This window comes from Psychroserpens sp. S379A (genome assembly GCF_049800755.1).
Taxonomy (GTDB): Bacteria; Bacteroidota; Bacteroidia; order Flavobacteriales; family Flavobacteriaceae; genus Psychroserpens.
Map to the genome: position 1 here is coordinate 90725 of NZ_JBNAFQ010000005.1, position 17082 is coordinate 107806.

Here is a 17082-nt window from a genome sequence, read left to right on the forward strand (position 1 = left end):
ATAAAACCATTTTCTGCTTTGAAAGTGGTTTTTTTTGCTTCATATTAAATCGTAATTTCGCAACTATGGAATTTTCCTCAAAATTACTTGAAAATGCAGTCAACGAAATGTCGCAATTACCAGGTGTTGGTAAACGAACAGCATTGCGTTTGGTACTTCATTTACTGCGTCAGCCAGAATCTCAAACATTAAATTTAGCTCAAGCCATAAGTGCTATGAGAATCGAAATTAAATTCTGTAAAAGTTGTAATAATATTAGCGATACAGAAATTTGTGACATTTGTGCAAATCCGCATCGTGTAAAAGATGTTATTTGTGTAGTTGAAGATATTAGAGATGTGATGGCTATTGAAAATACGAGCTCGTTTCGAGGTTTGTATCACGTACTTGGTGGAAAAATTTCTCCTATGGATGGTATTGGGCCTAATGAACTCAACATTAAATCACTAGTAGATAAAGTTAAAAACGGACAAGTAAAAGAGCTTATTTTTGCTTTAGGTTCAACGATGGAAGGTGATACTACTAACTTTTATATCTATAAACAAATACAAGATTATGAGGTTATTACATCAACAATTTCTAGAGGTATATCTGTCGGAAACGAATTAGAATACACCGATGAGGTCACTCTTGGCAGAAGCATTATTAATAGAATTCCGTTTGAAGCCTCTCTAAAATCATAAATGACCTTTGAAGTTATCGGTTGTCATATTAAATTATAATGTGCGTCATTTTTTAGAATTATGTCTTAAAAGTGTTGAAGCAGCATTGGTTAATATTAACGCTGAAATTATTGTGGTCGATAACCAATCTTCAGATGGTAGTTGTGACATGGTAAGCACGTTGTTTCCTGAAGTAAAACTGATAGCAAATTCTGAAAATTATGGTTTTTCTAAAGGAAATAATATAGGAGTTACACAGGCAAAAGGTGAGTATGTTTGCATCTTAAATCCAGACACTGTTGTGGCAGAAGATACTTTTGAAGAATCATTGAAACACATTGAAAACACATCTAAAATAGGAATTTTAGGTTGTAGACTTATTGATGGTCAAGGTCAATTCTTACCAGAAAGTAAACGATATGTTCCGTCACCTAGTGTAGCCATAAAAAAAATGCTAGGCTTTACCGATACCTATTATGTTAAGACTTTAAACGAATTGTCATTTGGTGAAGTTCCAGTTTTAGTTGGTGCATTTATGCTTGTGAAAACAAACATCTACAATGAGGTTAGTGGTTTTGATGAAGACTATTTTATGTATGGAGATGATATAGATTTATCTTACAAAGTTGGCAAAGCTGGATATCAGAATATGTATTTTGGAAAGACTTCTATTGTACATTTTAAAGGAGAAAGCACGCTTAAAGATAAAATTTATGCTAAACGATTTTATGGTGCAATGCAAATTTTTTACCATAAACATTTTAAATCTAATCTGTTGTTTAATACAATGGTTTGGTTTGGCGTACATTTAGCAACATGGTTTCAAAAACCTCCTAAGTCTGTTGAAAGTAATCCAAACCATATTGTTTATGTTTCTAATGCATCAAATGAAAGACTCAAAAAAATGTTTGGAGATAAGTTTACAGCTGTGAGTCAATTTGATACCTATTCAAATGATACGGAATACATTTTAGACAATAATTACCTCAGTTTTAAGTCAATCATCGAAATCTTATCCAATACACCTAAAAATTGTAATGCGACTTTCAAAATTCTTCCAAAAAATTCTAACTTTATCATCGGAAGTAATAGCTCTAAAAGCAGAGGAGCTGTTATTCAAATTGATAGTAATTAATTAAAAAAATCGCAACAATTGTGTTCGTTTTTCATTAATTTTGCAACCGTTAAACGAAATATTGACGCTAGATTACAGATATGGCAAAATTTGAACTAAAGCTTCCTAAAATGGGAGAAAGTGTTGCTGAAGCAACAATAACATCTTGGTTAAAAGAGGTTGGAGATACTATTGAAGCAGATGAAGCAGTCTTAGAAATTGCAACAGATAAAGTAGATAGTGAAGTGCCAAGCGAAGTTGATGGTGTATTAGTTGAAAAACTATTTGAAGTTGATGATGTCGTTCAAGTTGGACAAACCATTGCTGTAATTGAAATTGATGGTGATGATAGTGGTTCTGCTGAAGCACCAAAATTTGAACCAGCAAAAGTTGAAGCAGTTAAAGAAACAGTCGCAGTCGCTGAAGTTGCTAAAACTGTTGTTGCTGCAAAGGAAACTGCTGCTCCAATTGTGAATTCTGGAGATCGTTTTTATTCGCCATTAGTTAAAAATATGGCTAAGCAAGAAGGAATTTCACAAGACGAATTAGATAGCATTACTGGAACAGGAAAAGATGGTCGTGTTACTAAAAATGACATGCTGTCTTATATTCAAAACAGAGGAACTCAATCTCAAGAGGTTTCTACTAAAACAGAGGAAGCTCCAAAAGCAACTCCTGCTAAGGCAACCCAATCTAAATCTGCACCAACTCCAGTTGTTGCTAGTGGTGATGATGAAATTATAGAAATGACTAGAATGGGCAAACTCATTGCGCATCATATGGTTGAATCTGTTCAAACATCTGCTCACGTGCAAAGCTTTATTGAAGCTGATGTGACTAAAATTTGGAATTGGCGTAAAAAAGTTAAAGATGAATTCTTTAAACGTGAAGGTGAGAATTTAACTTTTACTCCAATCTTTATGGAAGCCGTTGCAAAAGCATTACGTGATTTTCCTATGATGAATATCTCAGTTCAAGGTGATAGTATTATTAAGAAAAAACACATCAATTTAGGAATGGCTGCTGCTTTACCTGATGGAAATCTTATTGTTCCTGTAATTAAAGATGCAGATCAGCTTAACTTGGTTGGGATGACCAAAAAAGTAAACGATTTAGCAGGTAGAGCACGAAATAATGCGTTAAAACCAGACGATATTCAAGGAGGAACCTATACAGTTACAAATGTTGGTACCTTTGGAAGTATTATGGGAACACCAATTATCAATCAACCGCAAGTTGGAATTTTAGCACTTGGAGCAATTAGAAAAGTACCAGCTGTTGTTGAAACTCCTGAAGGTGATTTTATTGGTATTCGTTATAAGATGTTTATGTCACATTCTTACGATCATAGAGTTGTTAATGGAGCACTTGGTGGACAATTTGTTAAGGCCGTAAAAGACTATTTAGAAGCTTGGGATTCTAATAGAGAAATTTAATCATAATGTTATTCCGACCAAAGTGGAGGAATCTCAAATATAAAAAAGCACAATCTTAAGATTGTGCTTTTTGTTTATCATAATTCCTACTTTATTTTAGTTCTTCGCATATAAAGCCTTCAGATATTATTTTGTTTATAATATCTTTTTCATTTAATCTTTTATGAGCTTCAATTCTTAAGACATTATCAATGTCTTCTAAGTCAATTGATAATTGTTTTATTTCTAGACTAGAGCTTAGTAGTTTTTTTAAGCGATTAGCTTCTGCCTTGGTTTCTATATTTGTTTTAAAAATATGGATGTTAATATGGTTTTTTCGTTTTAAATAAAATGGACTAATCATTAGATTCTTCTTTATTGGTTATACGATTTACATAATCTTCATAGGCTTTGTTTCCTTCTTCTTTCCAAAAGTTGTCATAATGTTTCCATTTAGAGAACTCTCCTTTAGATTCATTTTTACAATTTGAATTATTTGAAGATGATTTATCTTTTCCTCCAAATCCACCACAACCTCCTAGTAGAATTTTAAATAGAATAAATACACCTACTGCTTCCCAATAATTTAATGTTGGAAGTCCAAAGATCATTGGCATTAACCAATTCCAAAGCCACATAATAATAAAGCCAAACAGTATAGCTAATCCAGCTATAAATATGGCGCCAAAGATTATCATTCCTATAATCTCTCCTGGCGATTTACCTCGCATTTTGTGTTTAAAGTAATTTGACATGTTTTTTTGTTTTTAACTAATTGTTTCTTGTTTAGGTTTTAAGTTTTTATATAAAAGAGAAATGGCTCTGTGTCTTCGCGACATTAATGTGCCAATCGGAATTCCTGTTTCTTGCTCTATCTCTTTATAAGTATAGCCTTCAAAATCTATAGCTATTATAATGTCTTTGTAATTTGGTTTAAGATTAATAATTGCTTTTTTTAATTCTTCTGTCATTTGTTCGGGATATACATTTGAAGATGTTTCATAAATTAAAGATGCAAATTCATTTAGCTTTACTTCATTATTAGAGTAATATTCTGTTTTGTGCTTATTAGTCCTCAAAATGTCTATTATTTTGTTTCGCATAGCACGATATACAAAGCCAGCTACATTGTTTATAGGTGAATATCTATCAGCACTTGTAAACAATTTTAAAGCAACATCTTGAATGATATCTTCTGCATCTTTGTTAATACTCGCCTTGAGGTTAGAGCTTACATAAGACTTAAGAGAAGAATATTCTTCTTTAAAAAAGGTGTTTAATTTTTCGTTGTTTTCAGATTGATTCATTGTGCTTTTTTGCAGCTCTCAATTATAAAGACGTAACTTTTTTAATCTATTGCATTTTTTTATTATTAATTGACGAATAACTTTTACAACTGTTTCAGAAATTAAAAGTTAATTTTAGTCATTGAGCATATATTCATTAATCTAATTACCTTTGTGAAAAATTAATAATACATGCAACTCAATCTTACTAAGCCCATTTGTTTTTTCGATTTAGAAACCACAGGAATCAATATAACCAACGATAGAATTGTAGAGATTTCAATTTTAAAAGTTCATCCAAACGGAAAAGAAGAAACCTATACGCAACGTGTAAATCCAACGATTCCAATTCCGATAGAAGTCACAAAAGTTCATGGAATTTCTGATGCAGATGTGGCAGATAAGCCTACATTTAAAGAGGTTGCAAAAGAGATACATCATTTGATAAAAGATTCCGATTTAGGAGGTTTTAATTCTAATCGTTTTGATATTCCTTTGTTAGCCGAAGAAATGCTTCGTGCCGAAATAGACTTCGATATGAAGAACACACAATCTATTGACGTGCAAACCATTTTTCATAAAATGGAACAACGTACGTTAAGTGCAGCCTATAAATTTTATTGTGATAAAAATCTCGATGATGCACATAGCGCTGAAGCTGATACAAAAGCCACTTACGAAGTGTTAAAAGCACAATTAGATAGGTATGATGTTTTAGAAAATGATTCTAAGTTTCTTGCCGAGTTCAGTTCGCGTAAAAAGTTTGCAGATTTTGCTGGTTTTATAGCCTATAATAAAGATGGTCTAGAATGTTTTTCCTTTGGGAAACATAAAGGAAAATTAGTAACTGAGGTACTTGAAAACGAACCAGGTTACTTTGGTTGGCTACTTAATGCAGACTTTCCTCTGTATACAAAAAAAGTATTAACCTCCATCAAACTAAGAGCATTTAATAATAAGTTGCTATAATAGTAAGTTAGCAAACATAAACGAAATGACAAAAATCAGATATTCAAAAGAGAGGTTAAAAAGTAATTTAAGAATGGCAATATTCTTTGTAACTATCGGAATTGTTCTCGTTTTGTTGTCTTTTATTATTATAGAATGGAAAGAGGTTTCACTCTCATCAATAGGAATTGGACAAATTGGAGCTGGAATCCTTATGTTTATGATATATTACTTTGAAAACAGAAAACAATATTTGACTTTGAAAAACGGAGAATTAACAAAAAATACTCTATTTCCAAAAAGAATAAAATTAGCTGAAATTAAATCAGTAAAGGAGTTTGCTGGAGACTTAAAATTGATCACACAAAAGACTGAATTGGTAATTGATACTCAAATCATTGAACCAAATTCACTAACGGAATTAAAAACTGAACTGAAAAACTATATCTGAATTAAAAGTACGATTTGATAACAACGCGTATAGTCAAAGCAACAAGCTAAACACAAACAAGGTCAAACACATCTAATAATCTAATCGTCTAACCATCTAAGTAGTCTAAAATATGAAACTTATCTGCATTGGTCGAAACTACACAGAACATATTAATGAGTTGGAAAATGAAAAGCCAACAGAGCCTGTCGTGTTTTTAAAGCCAGACACATCAATTTTATTGAAGAAGCAACCGTTTTTTATTCCAGATTTTTCTGAAGATGTCCACCACGAGGTAGAGGTTTTAGTTAAGATTAATAGAGTAGGAAAGCATATTGCTAAAAAATTTGCTCATAAATATTACAGTCATATAGGTTTAGGGATCGACTTTACAGCTCGTGATTTGCAATCTAAATTAAAAGCCAAAGGCTTGCCTTGGGAAAAAGCAAAAGCCTTTGATGGTGCCGCTGTTATTGGAGAGTGGATTGCTAAAGAGAATTTTAAAGACCTTAATAATATTAACTTTAGTTTGCAAAAAAACGAAACAATTGTGCAACAAGGTAATACAACTTTAATGCTCTATAAAATTGACGAAATTATCGAATATGTCTCAAAATATTTTACTTTAAAGATTGGAGATATTATATTTACAGGAACTCCAGCAGGAGTTGGCAAAGTTATTGCTAATGATAAATTAATCGGATTTATAGAAGACCAACAAGCGTTTTCAATTACAGTAAAATAAATGGAACAACATTATAAATTATACAGAGTAAAAGAATTAGCAGACAACGATATGGATTTTGTTAAGTCTTTAGCAGAAGCCTTTTTAGAAGAAGTCCCAGTAGATGCTGAACGTCTAAAAAAAGCGGTTGCTGAACAAGATTTTTATAACGCATATCAAGCTGCTCATAAAATGAAACCAACAGTAGATTTATTCGAATTGGGTGTGCTTCAAGATTTAATCGTTGTTCAAGATTGGGGAAAGTTTGAAAAAGAAGGCGAAGATTGTACTAGAGAACTAGAACTTGTGCTTTCAGCTGTAGAAAAGGCGACTGCAGAACTAAAAGCAGATTTTAGCCTCTAATGCAAGCCGAAATAATTACCATTGGCGATGAAATTCTCATTGGCCAAATTATAGATACAAATTCGGCATTTATAGCGAAGCAACTTAATAATATTGGTGTTTCTGTATATCAAATTACATCTGTTCAAGATGAGCGAGCGCACATTTTAAAAGCTTTAACAGAAGCCGAAGCAAATGCAGATATCGTAATTCTAACAGGAGGTTTAGGACCTACAAAAGACGATATCACAAAAAAAACAATAGCAGATTATTTTGGAGATACTTTAGTTGAAGAGGTTTCCGTTAGAAAAAATATCGAACACCTTTGGAAAGTTCACGTTAAAAAGCCTTTAAAGCAAGTCAATATCGATCAGGCTTTAGTGCCTTCAAAAGCTTCCGTTTTGATGAATGCCTACGGAAGTGCTCCTGGTATGTGGATAGAACAAAATAATACTGTTTTTATTTCGTTGCCTGGAGTCCCTTTCGAAATGAAAGCTTTAATGATAGATGAGGTCATTCCGAAGTTAAGAACCCAATTTAAGTTTCCTTATATTCAGCATAAAACATTTTTAACCTATGGTTTAGGCGAAAGTACACTAGCCGAACGTATTGAAAGTTTTGAAACCGAATTACCAGATTTTATCAAACTAGCCTATTTGCCAAGTTTAGGTCGCGTTCGATTGCGTTTGTCTGCTAAAGGGAATGATAAAGTAGTTGTTGAAACTGAAATGCAAAAGCAAATCGATAAGTTGTTACCTCAAATTCAAGATATTTTTGTTGGATTTGAAGATGACATTTCAATAGAAGCAATTATAGGGAAGTATCTCACTAAAGTAGGAAAAACAGTTGCTACAGCCGAAAGTTGCACAGGAGGTTTAATAGCAGAACGATTTACTGCCAATGCTGGAGCATCAAAATATTTTAAAGGAAGTATTGTAAGTTATACTAAAGAAACTAAAGTAAATGTGCTTAAAGTTTCTGAAGATATAATTGACACTTATTCAGTGGTTAGTGCCGAAGTTGCTGAAGCGATGGCCAAAAATGTATTAGAATTAATGCATACCGATTATGCAATAGCAACAACAGGTAATGCTGGTCCTACAACAGATGACACAGATGAAGGCTTAGGAATTGTATTTATAGCCATTGCTACAAAAGATAAAGTCTATTCAGAACAATTTAGTTTTGGAAACCATCGTGTAAAAGTGATTAACAGAGCAGCAAATAAAGCCTTTGAAATGCTACAAAAAGAAATTTTAAAAAAGTAACACTTTTAGTTTGTTGATATTGTAAAGATTTCTTAAATTTGCAGCCTGTTTTGAAATATCCATATTTGGTTTTTAAAATTAAAGAGGAATTATACTTTGGATATTCCTTCTGATGTTTGAAAAACAATAGGAACTATCAGAAAGAAATAACATAATTAAAGTCAGAGAGAAATGTCAAGAGTTTGTGAACTTACAGGAAAAAAAGCGATGGTTGGAAACAACGTGTCGCATGCGATGAATAAAACAAAACGTAAATTCAATGCGAATTTAATTAAGAAACGTTTCTTTATTCCTGAAGAAGATAAGTGGGTTACTTTAAAAGTATCGACTTCAGCATTAAAGACAATCAATAAAATTGGTATCTCTGCTGCATTAAAAGAAGCAAAATCTAAAGGATTTTTAAAATAATAGCATAACGCTTAAAGTCACTTAAAATGGCAAAAAAAGGAAATAGAATACAGGTTATATTAGAATGTACAGAGCATAAAGAGTCTGGAATGCCAGGAACGTCTCGTTACATTACAACAAAAAATAAAAAGAATACGCCAGATAGAATGGAGATTAAAAAGTTTAATCCAATCTTAAAGCGTATGACAGTTCATAAAGAGATAAAATAATTAAGTCATGGCAAAGAAATCAGTAGCATCATTACAAACAGGATCTAAAAGACTTACAAAAGCGATAAAAATGGTGAAATCACCAAAAACAGGCGCTTACATGTTTGTGGAGTCAGTAATGGCACCAGAGTTTGTCAATGATTTTTTAAACAAAAAATAAGAACCCTTTTTAGGTTTAATTTAGAACTGCTTTCAGATTTGAAAGCAGTTTTTTTATGGCTATATTTGAGCGAATTTCTGCCAATATAGCAGTATGTTAAGTTCGGCTTAAAATTTGACTACAACCAACCAAATATGTAATACGAATGAGTTTTTTTAAAAAAATATTTTCTTCAGATAAAAAAGAAACCTTAGATAAAGGTTTAGAGAAGTCTAAAACATCCTTTTTTACTAAGCTAAACAAAGCTGTAGCAGGAAAATCTAAAGTAGATGATAGTGTTCTTGATAATTTAGAAGAAGTTTTAGTAACAAGTGATGTTGGTGTAAATACAACGCTAAAAGTTATTGAACGCATTGAAGAGCGCGTTGCTAAAGATAAATATTTAGGAACGTCTGAGTTAAACAAAATTCTTCGTGAAGAAATCGCTGCACTTTTGTCTGAAACAAACTCAGGTGAAGAAACCGATTATGTCATTCCTAATTTGCCACGACAAGACAATGGTTCTAAAACACCTTACGTTTTAATGGTAGTAGGTGTTAATGGTGTTGGTAAAACAACAACCATAGGTAAATTGGCTTATCAATTCAAAAAGAAAGGTCTTAAAGTTGTTTTGGGAGCAGCTGATACGTTTAGAGCAGCTGCCATAGATCAGCTTCAAGTTTGGGCAGATCGTGTAGATGTACCTATGATTCGTCAGGAAATGGGAAGTGATCCTGCAAGTGTGGCTTTCGATGCTTTGCAATCTGGAGTTAATCAAGATGCAGATGTGATTATTATTGATACAGCAGGACGATTGCACAATAAGATTAATTTAATGAACGAGCTCACCAAAGTAAAGCGTGTCATGCAAAAGGTTGTTGGTGATGCGCCTCATGATGTGTTATTAGTGCTTGATGGTTCTACAGGTCAAAATGCTTTTGAGCAAGCCAAGCAGTTTACTGCAGCTACCGAAGTAACTTCCCTTGCTGTGACTAAACTCGACGGAACAGCTAAAGGTGGTGTTGTGATTGGTATTAGTGACCAATTCCAAATTCCAGTCAAATATATTGGAGTAGGAGAAGGCATCGAAGATTTACAAGTATTTAATAAGTACGAGTTTGTAGATTCTTTCTTCAAATAAAAGTCTTTCTTAAACAAAAATAGCTTCATTTAGGTAATTGTCTGTTTTCCGTATTTTTATAAAAAATAAAAATATGAGATATGTATTGATTTTTATTATGATATTGCTTATTGTGTCTTGTAAAAAAGACGAAAAACTACCAGAAAAAGACGTTGAAACTTCTGAAGACATAAGCGCTATTTCAACAAAGGATTTTACTGAGTTTAAAGTTTTAGATTCCCAAATCATTACAAATGAAGACATCTGGAAATCCTTAGATCAGCAATTGCAGGACTTTTCAGAAGAAAAATATAATGCTCTTAAACCCTTCGTTTTAGATCAAGATATTCCAACACTTCAAGGTCATATAACAAGTGGTAAACTGAGTTACGAAGTCTTAACTAAATTCTATTTATATCGTATAAAAACCTTCGATAGGGAAAATGATTTATCTTTAAATTCAGTCATTTCTTTAAATCCTAAAGCTATTGAAGAAGCTAGAAAAAAAGATCGCGAATTGTTAAATAAAAAACTGAAGCATCCTGTGTTTGGGATACCTATTTTATTAAAAGATAATATTAATGCTTCTGGTATGGCAACTACTGCTGGTGCATTAGCTTTAATGAAAAATACAACTAATGATGCTTTTATTACGCAAAGACTCAAAGAATCTGGAGCTATTATTCTTGGTAAAGCAAATCTTAGTGAATGGGCTTACTTTTTCTGTGGTGATTGTCCTAGTGGTTATTCTGCTGTAGGCGGACAAACTTTAAATCCGTATGGACGAAAAATCATGGATACAGGAGGTTCAAGTTCTGGAAGTGGAGTAGCAGTTGCTGCAAATTTTTGTGCTGCTGCTATAGGAAGCGAAACAGCTGGTTCAATTCTGTCTCCTGCTAGTCAAAACTCTGTTGTAGGATTAAAACCAACTGTAGGTTTGCTAAGTCGAACTGGTATCATTCCAATTTCTTCAACTTTAGATACGCCTGGACCAATTACAAAAAATGTGATGGATAATGCCATTGTTTTAGATGCTATGAATGGTTATGATAAGAATGACTTTAAATCTGTAAAATCAAATTCAAAACCATACTTTAATAATATTTCTGAGATTAGTTTAAAAGGAAAACGATTCGGTGTGTTTAAAAAATTAAAAGAAGATACATTGTATGTAAATGCTATTGATGTTCTTAAAAATCAAGGTGTTGAAATCATTGAAATTTCAGAAGAAAATATTGAATTGCCTGACTTTTTAAGATTATTAAATTTAGATATGAAGGTTGACTTAGCATCTTATTTTGAAACTTCAGCTAGTGAAGATATTTCATTCAAAACTACTGAAGATGTTATGGCGTTTAATGTGTCAAATTCTGATAAAGCGATGCCTTATGGACAAAAGTTATTTGAAGGTGTTTCAAAAGATAGTAGCTCTAAAGCTGAATTTGATGCTATTAAAAATATACTAAAAACTAATGGGAAACAGTTTTTTGATGTGCCAATGAAAACACATGATCTTGATGCAATTCTATCGGTAAATAATTTTCATGCGGCTGAAGCTGCTGTTGCAGAGTATCCTGCTCTTTCTGTTCCTATGGGTTATACAGCTGAAGGTGTTCCAAAAGGCTTGACTTTTATATCAAAACCATGGTCTGAACATTCATTACTAGAATGGGCATTTGGCTACGAACAAGCTTCAAAAATGAGACTAGCTCCTAAGGTTTATAATTAAAAAAAAAAGCCTTTTGAAAAAATCTAAAGGCTTTTTTTAAATTATATAATTTATTATGGTCCAGTAATAGTAATTGGTCCAACCCAATCACTATAACCATCTATGCCACAGTTTGCTCTAACATAAAAATCATAAACGACACCTGTGGAAGTATAATTTGTTAGTTGAATTGGATTGTAGCTTGTATCTAAAGTAGTACCAGAACCTATCGGATTTCCATTAACAGTTTGGTGAATCTGCCATGTGTTTTCACCATTCATTTCGTCCCAACTAAATACTAATATATCTGAACCACCAGTAGTTGTATAGATTTGATCTAATGTGAAATTAAGTGGATCTATACAATTTGGATTTAAAGCTTCTTCTAACGTGCTTTGAGTAACTGGTCCAATCCAAGAACTGTAACCAGTATCTCCACATTGATTACGTACATAAAAATCATAAGAAGTATTTGCATTTAGACCATCTATTCTAGCATTACTTGGGTAAATAGTATCATCTATTATTACTATTGTACCATTTCCTATAGTAAAACCTTCAATGCCATACTGAATTTGAGAGCCATCAAAATCACCATCAGACCAAGATAAGTCTATATGATCATGAGTCACCGAATCATTGTATGGTTGTACGTATAAATTTGAAGGATCTTCACAATAAGGATTATTATCTAAGGTTACAAAGGCATAAGGTCCAGCCCAATTACTATAGCCATTAGTTGATTGGCAAAATACTCTAACATAAAATGAATATTGAGTAGTAGGTGTTAAATTTTCAATATCGAGATATGCATTTGGTACCGTTTGACGAATTCCGCTTCCTTGAGAAAAACCAATAATACCATACTCAACATCATATAATGAGGATTGTACTTGTGATGACCAATCCAATCTTACAGTTGTGTTAGTTAAACTATTGATGCTTAAAGATGTTGGTTGGGGGCAAGGATTATTATCTCCACCATCATCATCAGAACTGTCACTTGAGCAACTAAATATTAAAATTGATAAGGCTAAAATCGATAATAATTTTTTCATGATTTAATTTTTTGTCTTTGCGAATATAAGATACAATAATTTAGAATGCAAGAATATAATTGTCAAGCATTTTGAGTTTAAATGAGTTTATCACAAATCATTATGTATCTTTGCAGACTTAAATTTGTAGGATGAGAACGAGGTCGCTTAAAAAAAACAAAATCAATGTGGTTACACTTGGCTGTAGTAAAAATGTTTACGATAGCGAAGTGTTAATGGGACAGCTAAAAGCCAACGGAAAAGAAGTAGTTCATGAGGAAGAAGGTAATGTTGTTGTCATTAATACCTGTGGTTTTATAAATAATGCAAAAGAAGAAAGCGTAAATACGATTTTAGAGTTTATGCAGAAAAAAGAAGCTGGCGACGTTGATAAGGTTTTTGTAACAGGATGTTTAAGTGAGCGTTATAAGCCAGATTTAGAAAAAGAAATTCCTAATGTTGATCAATATTTTGGAACAACCGAATTGCCACAATTATTAAAAGCATTAGGAGCAGATTATAAGCATGAGCTTATTGGAGAGCGACTAACAACGACACCTAAAAATTATGCTTATTTAAAAATAGCAGAAGGTTGTGACAGACCTTGTAGCTTTTGTGCCATTCCTTTAATGCGAGGCAAGCATAAGTCTACACCAATTGAAGATTTAGTGATTGAAGCTGAAAAATTAGCAGCTAATGGTGTAAAGGAACTCATATTAATTGCTCAAGATTTAACTTATTATGGGCTTGATTTGTATAAGAAAAGAAATCTTGCCGAACTACTTGAGCACTTAGTTAAAGTTGAAGGTATAGAATGGATTCGTTTACATTATGCGTTTCCAACAGGATTTCCTTTAGATGTGTTAGACATAATGAAGAAGGAACCTAAAATATGTAATTATTTAGACATTCCGTTGCAACATATTAGTGATTCTATTCTAAAAAGTATGCGTCGTGGAACTACTAAGGAAAAAACAACAAAGCTTCTGAAAGAATTTAGAGCTAAAGTTCCAGAAATGACCATCAGAACGACCTTAATTGTTGGTTATCCTGGTGAAACTGAAGACGATTTTGAAACGCTTAAAAATTGGGTACAAGAGATGCGTTTTGAGCGTTTAGGTTGCTTTACCTATTCGCACGAAGAGAATACTCATGCTTATAATTTGGAAGACGATGTGCCTGAAGAGGTTAAAATTGATAGAGCCAACCAAATTATGGAAATTCAATCTCAAATTTCATGGGAATTGAATCAACAAAAAATCGGACAAGAATTTAAAGTGGTTATTGATAGAAAAGAAGGAAACTATTTTGTTGGTCGAACAGAGTTTGACTCTCCAGATGTGGATAACGAAGTGCTTATTGATGCTACAAAAACCTATTTAAAAACAGGAGAGTTTGTGACAGTTAAAGTGATTGAAGCTGAAGATTTTGATTTATACGCTGAAGTAATTTAAAGTCTTTGGTCACGCTGTCTACGTTTATCATATTTGATGTCTTTAAGTAGACTCGATTTAATTCCTATAAAGAAATTCCAAGAGTTGTAAGTTCCAAAAGGAACCCAACTAAAATTCATTCGCCAAGACAATAGATCACGTTCAAACCTTAATTGTGTTAGAGTGAAACCTTGGTTAACAAAATCATAACCAGAAGATGCTCCAATAGCCCATCGAGGCGATAAATCTATATCACCAGAAAACATAAGAGAATGTGAAGAAATTTCATTTTGTCTAGTGCTATTTGAGTAATTTACAGCGTAAGCCAAACGTAAGCTCCATGGTATTTTATAATTGTAGAATTCGGTAGATTCCTCTTTGTTTTGTTTTGATTTGTCTTCGTCTGAAAGTCTTCGATCTGCAAAATCTTGAGGCTTTCCAAACAAGTCGTCTGCTCGACCACCACTTCTTATAGATTCTTGTATGGCTGGATCATCTTCTTGTTTAGTGTCGTCAAATGTTTTACTTGAAAGTGTATAACTCATATTAATATTGGCAGATGTTAGTCTAAATAAACTTCCTCCATTATCGATATTGAATTGGTTAACTCTTCTATTATTGTTATCAAGTGCATAAGGGTCTAATGTAGCTCCAAAATTAATATTCATTTTGTCATTAAGAACAGTAGTTCCTCCAGAGACTCTCATCGGACTCCAGCGAAGAGAATCTGCCGCAAAATTATACGACGTAGAAAAGTTTAAATTGTTAAGCAGTTTTATTTTTTTTGGCTCTGTAGCAGTGCTGTCACTATCTCTTACTTTAGCTTCAAAATTATTGCCTAGAGAAATTCCTAATGAACTAGAAAAATTTTGATTTGGAGCTCCAAAAATTGAACTTTGAAAGCGTGTGTATTCTTCTTTTGTGGTTCCATCAGCATCAATGACTTCAAATGAATCATAATATTGATCAAAAGCTGGATTTATATTATAACTAATAGATGGTCTAATAACATGGCGTATGGCTTGTATTTTTGGGTCTTTTCCTTCTTTTTCAAAATTGAACATACCATAAATTGTAGTACCAATACTTGTTCCAAAGTTATAAGTTAAAAAACGGTCAAAACCTTTGAGGTCTTCGGTAATGATTTCGCCATCTTCATTTTGAAATTTATTAATCGTATTGTAAGTCCAATTCTCTTCTAAATTAACATTAGCACTCATGCTAAAATATTTAAACACTTTAAAATTGGTTGATACTGGTATAGAGTGTAAAGCTCCAATTTTAGCTTCATCAAACATTTCACTTTTAAAGAAAAGCGAATCTGTAGTTTGAATTCTATTTTCTGCCCTTACATTATACTGAAAATTAATATTCTGAATAACTCCTTTTTTGCTGCCTGTTTTTGGTGCAAACGGAAACACACGACTCACACTTCCTTGAAATGTAGGTAAAGTCATATTGATAACTTCGGTATTGGTGTTTTGCGAGTGTGTGGCTGTAATACTTGTATTGACTTGAGGTTCTCCTTCAAAAGATTTTGAGTACGAAATTGAAGATGATAAAGTGTTGTTTTGAGAGTTTGAAAGGTTAAGTTGATTAATAGATTGTCTAAAATACGTACTACTACCTAAGTTAACCGAAGCTGAAAATCTTGAACTCGGATTGGCTTTAGCGTCTTGACTATGTGACCATCTTATATTGTAAATAGTAGATTTTGAATAATCAGGAAACCCTCTTTCGCTATTAATTAGGTTTTCATATCTTAAGCTTAACTTTCCATTATATCGATATCGTGTGACATAGTTTGTTTCAAGTCGTAATCCGTAACTTCCATTGGTGTAGTAGTCACCAAGTACAGCTAAATCAATATAATCACTAATAGCAAAATAATAACCACCATTTTGTAAAAAATAACCTCTATCGTTACCATTATCTTCACCAAAAGAAGGAAAAATAATTCCAGAAGTTTGTTTGTCACTCATCGGGAAATAAGCAAACGGAACACCAATTGGTGTTGGCACATCGTAAATAAACATGTTTGCTAAACCAGTAACTACTTTTTTTCCAGGAACAATTTTGGCTCTTCTCATTAAAAAGTAATATTCGGGATCGTCTAAGTTTTCAGATGTTGTATATTTTGCGTTTTTCACAAAATAAACCGAATCATTTTCTTTTTTTGTAACCTCAGATATGATTGTGCCTCCACTTTGTTCAGTTCTTGAATTAAAAATAAGGGCCTTTTTGGTAACGGTATTAAAAATAATAGAATCTGGTTCAACAACATTTGCACCTTGAGTAAAAACAGGTGATTGTGTGTAAACTCCAGCTGTATCTTTAAGACGTCCAGCATATACCAAATCTTTATTGTGATCTATTATAATAATGCCAGAAGTAATGTTCATGTCTCCATAGTTTACTTCGGCTTCATTATAAAGTGTTGTTTGCTGTAAACGTTGATTCATAGACACGTAGTCTTTAGCTTTATACTTAACAATGTCTGTGAGAAATTCTTTCTTTTTTGGTACAGAATCTTTTTGAGTACTATCAATCTCTTTGATAGGGGTTGGTAAACCAATAATAGAATCTGTCTTTACAACTGTAGTATCAGTGATGGGTTTTGGCCTTATAGGATCTTTAGGTTTTGGCAATTCCTGAGCAAAGCAAAACATGTTAATAAACACGGTAAAACTTAAGGTAAAAAGTATATGAAAGCTTTTTGTACGCAATGCTTTTAAATGTATTTTTGCTAAAGTATGGCTCGGTTTTTGAATTGCCAAAATTACATATATTTTTTATGATTAGTTTATAATTTAAGTCTATTTATGAAAAGCGTTGTAAG

19 protein-coding genes are annotated in these 17082 nt (G+C 32.6%); 14 read left to right on the plus strand and 5 right to left on the minus strand.

Annotated features, from left to right (window positions below):
* The first annotated feature begins 65 nt into the window (after positions 1 to 65).
* The 3 genes from recR (at position 66) to ACP15M_RS12245 (ending at position 3212) form a co-directional block, all read left to right on the plus strand.
* Positions 66 to 683, plus strand: coding sequence for a recombination mediator RecR (gene recR, locus ACP15M_RS12235; protein WP_425077495.1), 618 nt, complete (start codon positions 66 to 68; stop codon positions 681 to 683).
* 7 nt (positions 684 to 690) lie between these two features.
* Positions 691 to 1797 carry a glycosyltransferase family 2 protein gene (locus ACP15M_RS12240; RefSeq protein ID WP_425077496.1) on the plus strand — a complete coding sequence of 369 codons (1107 nt, stop codon included), beginning with the start codon at positions 691 to 693 and terminating at the stop codon, positions 1795 to 1797.
* Between the two features lie 80 nt (positions 1798 to 1877).
* Positions 1878 to 3212 carry a dihydrolipoamide acetyltransferase family protein gene (locus tag ACP15M_RS12245; protein WP_425077497.1) on the plus strand — a complete coding sequence of 445 codons (1335 nt, stop codon included), beginning with the start codon at positions 1878 to 1880 and terminating at the stop codon, positions 3210 to 3212.
* Positions 3213 to 3303: 91 nt separating this feature from the next.
* On the opposite strand, the gene ACP15M_RS12250 is transcribed toward ACP15M_RS12245, so the two are convergent.
* From ACP15M_RS12250 to ACP15M_RS12260, 3 genes are read right to left on the minus strand one after another with little or no spacing between them, the layout of a single operon-like run.
* Positions 3304 to 3555 carry a hypothetical protein gene (locus ACP15M_RS12250; RefSeq protein WP_425077498.1) on the minus strand — a complete coding sequence of 84 codons (252 nt, stop codon included), beginning with the start codon at positions 3553 to 3555 and terminating at the stop codon, positions 3304 to 3306.
* Positions 3548 to 3946: a hypothetical protein gene (locus tag ACP15M_RS12255; protein ID WP_425077499.1), complete on the minus strand. Its 399-nt coding sequence runs from the start codon at positions 3944 to 3946 to the stop codon at positions 3548 to 3550. Before ACP15M_RS12255 ends, ACP15M_RS12250 begins: the two co-directional genes overlap by 8 nt.
* Positions 3947 to 3958: 12 nt before the next feature.
* Positions 3959 to 4498: an RNA polymerase sigma factor gene (locus ACP15M_RS12260; RefSeq protein ID WP_425077500.1), complete on the minus strand. Its 540-nt coding sequence runs from the start codon at positions 4496 to 4498 to the stop codon at positions 3959 to 3961.
* A gap of 171 nt (positions 4499 to 4669) precedes the next feature.
* Between ACP15M_RS12260 and ACP15M_RS12265 the strand changes: the two genes are divergently transcribed.
* From ACP15M_RS12265 to ACP15M_RS12310, 10 genes are all read left to right on the plus strand, one after another.
* The gene (locus ACP15M_RS12265) at positions 4670 to 5446 is read left to right on the plus strand and encodes an exonuclease domain-containing protein (RefSeq protein WP_425077501.1); all 777 of its coding nucleotides are present in this window, start codon (positions 4670 to 4672) and stop codon (positions 5444 to 5446) included.
* Positions 5447 to 5471: 25 nt separating this feature from the next.
* Positions 5472 to 5876 carry a hypothetical protein gene (locus ACP15M_RS12270; RefSeq protein WP_425077502.1) on the plus strand — a complete coding sequence of 135 codons (405 nt, stop codon included), beginning with the start codon at positions 5472 to 5474 and terminating at the stop codon, positions 5874 to 5876.
* Between the two features lie 112 nt (positions 5877 to 5988).
* Positions 5989 to 6600: a fumarylacetoacetate hydrolase family protein gene (locus tag ACP15M_RS12275; protein ID WP_425077503.1), complete on the plus strand. Its 612-nt coding sequence runs from the start codon at positions 5989 to 5991 to the stop codon at positions 6598 to 6600.
* Positions 6601 to 6942: an Hpt domain-containing protein gene (locus ACP15M_RS12280; protein ID WP_425077504.1), complete on the plus strand. Its 342-nt coding sequence runs from the start codon at positions 6601 to 6603 to the stop codon at positions 6940 to 6942. It abuts the gene before it with no gap.
* Positions 6942 to 8189 (plus strand): competence/damage-inducible protein A, encoded by a 1248-nt coding sequence (locus ACP15M_RS12285; protein ID WP_425077505.1) that lies wholly within the window; start codon positions 6942 to 6944, stop codon positions 8187 to 8189. Before ACP15M_RS12280 ends, ACP15M_RS12285 begins: the two co-directional genes overlap by 1 nt.
* A 171-nt stretch (positions 8190 to 8360) precedes the next feature.
* Positions 8361 to 8597 carry a 50S ribosomal protein L28 gene (gene rpmB, locus ACP15M_RS12290; protein ID WP_040251681.1) on the plus strand — a complete coding sequence of 79 codons (237 nt, stop codon included), beginning with the start codon at positions 8361 to 8363 and terminating at the stop codon, positions 8595 to 8597.
* Between the two features lie 26 nt (positions 8598 to 8623).
* Positions 8624 to 8806: a 50S ribosomal protein L33 gene (gene rpmG / locus ACP15M_RS12295; protein WP_031444791.1), complete on the plus strand. Its 183-nt coding sequence runs from the start codon at positions 8624 to 8626 to the stop codon at positions 8804 to 8806.
* 7 nt (positions 8807 to 8813) lie between these two features.
* On the plus strand, positions 8814 to 8966 hold the full coding sequence (locus ACP15M_RS12300) for a DUF4295 domain-containing protein (RefSeq protein WP_008271041.1): 153 nt from the start codon (positions 8814 to 8816) through the stop codon (positions 8964 to 8966).
* A 145-nt stretch (positions 8967 to 9111) separates the two neighbouring features.
* The gene (ftsY, locus tag ACP15M_RS12305; protein WP_425077506.1) at positions 9112 to 10086 is read left to right on the plus strand and encodes a signal recognition particle-docking protein FtsY; all 975 of its coding nucleotides are present in this window, start codon (positions 9112 to 9114) and stop codon (positions 10084 to 10086) included.
* Positions 10087 to 10159: 73 nt separating this feature from the next.
* On the plus strand, positions 10160 to 11794 hold the full coding sequence (locus tag ACP15M_RS12310) for an amidase family protein (protein ID WP_425077507.1): 1635 nt from the start codon (positions 10160 to 10162) through the stop codon (positions 11792 to 11794).
* Between the two features lie 53 nt (positions 11795 to 11847).
* Here the strand turns inward: ACP15M_RS12310 and ACP15M_RS12315 are convergent, their stop codons facing one another.
* Complete coding sequence (locus tag ACP15M_RS12315; protein WP_425077508.1) at positions 11848 to 12831, minus strand: fibronectin type III domain-containing protein; 984 nt, start codon at positions 12829 to 12831, stop codon at positions 11848 to 11850.
* Between the two features lie 131 nt (positions 12832 to 12962).
* On the opposite strand from ACP15M_RS12315, the gene rimO reads away from it, so the two are divergent.
* Positions 12963 to 14264, plus strand: coding sequence for a 30S ribosomal protein S12 methylthiotransferase RimO (gene rimO / locus ACP15M_RS12320; RefSeq protein WP_425077509.1), 1302 nt, complete (start codon positions 12963 to 12965; stop codon positions 14262 to 14264).
* On the opposite strand, the gene ACP15M_RS12325 is transcribed toward rimO, so the two are convergent.
* Positions 14261 to 17020: a putative LPS assembly protein LptD gene (locus tag ACP15M_RS12325; RefSeq protein WP_425077510.1), complete on the minus strand. Its 2760-nt coding sequence runs from the start codon at positions 17018 to 17020 to the stop codon at positions 14261 to 14263. The two genes, rimO and ACP15M_RS12325, sit on opposite strands and share 4 nt — an antisense overlap.
* Positions 17021 to 17082 lie beyond the last annotated feature (62 nt).

Excerpts from the sequence above, each read along its gene's own strand:
- ACP15M_RS12275 (WP_425077503.1), top strand. The coding sequence starts at position 5,989 with ATGAAACTTATCTGCATTGGTCGAAACTACACAGAACATATTAATGAG.
- ACP15M_RS12260 (WP_425077500.1), bottom strand. The coding sequence starts at position 4,498 with ATGAATCAATCTGAAAACAACGAAAAATTAAACACCTTTTTTAAAGAA.
- ACP15M_RS12315 (WP_425077508.1), bottom strand. The coding sequence starts at position 12,831 with ATGAAAAAATTATTATCGATTTTAGCCTTATCAATTTTAATATTTAGT.
- ACP15M_RS12285 (WP_425077505.1), top strand. The coding sequence starts at position 6,942 with ATGCAAGCCGAAATAATTACCATTGGCGATGAAATTCTCATTGGCCAA.
- ACP15M_RS12255 (WP_425077499.1), bottom strand. The coding sequence starts at position 3,946 with ATGTCAAATTACTTTAAACACAAAATGCGAGGTAAATCGCCAGGAGAG.
- ACP15M_RS12300 (WP_008271041.1), top strand. The coding sequence starts at position 8,814 with ATGGCAAAGAAATCAGTAGCATCATTACAAACAGGATCTAAAAGACTT.
- ACP15M_RS12250 (WP_425077498.1), bottom strand. The coding sequence starts at position 3,555 with ATGATTAGTCCATTTTATTTAAAACGAAAAAACCATATTAACATCCAT.
- ACP15M_RS12245 (WP_425077497.1), top strand. The coding sequence starts at position 1,878 with ATGGCAAAATTTGAACTAAAGCTTCCTAAAATGGGAGAAAGTGTTGCT.
- rpmB (WP_040251681.1), top strand. The coding sequence starts at position 8,361 with ATGTCAAGAGTTTGTGAACTTACAGGAAAAAAAGCGATGGTTGGAAAC.
- ftsY (WP_425077506.1), top strand. The coding sequence starts at position 9,112 with ATGAGTTTTTTTAAAAAAATATTTTCTTCAGATAAAAAAGAAACCTTA.
- rimO (WP_425077509.1), top strand. The coding sequence starts at position 12,963 with ATGAGAACGAGGTCGCTTAAAAAAAACAAAATCAATGTGGTTACACTT.
- ACP15M_RS12265 (WP_425077501.1), top strand. The coding sequence starts at position 4,670 with ATGCAACTCAATCTTACTAAGCCCATTTGTTTTTTCGATTTAGAAACC.
- rpmG (WP_031444791.1), top strand. The coding sequence starts at position 8,624 with ATGGCAAAAAAAGGAAATAGAATACAGGTTATATTAGAATGTACAGAG.
- recR (WP_425077495.1), top strand. The coding sequence starts at position 66 with ATGGAATTTTCCTCAAAATTACTTGAAAATGCAGTCAACGAAATGTCG.
- ACP15M_RS12280 (WP_425077504.1), top strand. The coding sequence starts at position 6,601 with ATGGAACAACATTATAAATTATACAGAGTAAAAGAATTAGCAGACAAC.
- ACP15M_RS12270 (WP_425077502.1), top strand. The coding sequence starts at position 5,472 with ATGACAAAAATCAGATATTCAAAAGAGAGGTTAAAAAGTAATTTAAGA.
- ACP15M_RS12310 (WP_425077507.1), top strand. The coding sequence starts at position 10,160 with ATGAGATATGTATTGATTTTTATTATGATATTGCTTATTGTGTCTTGT.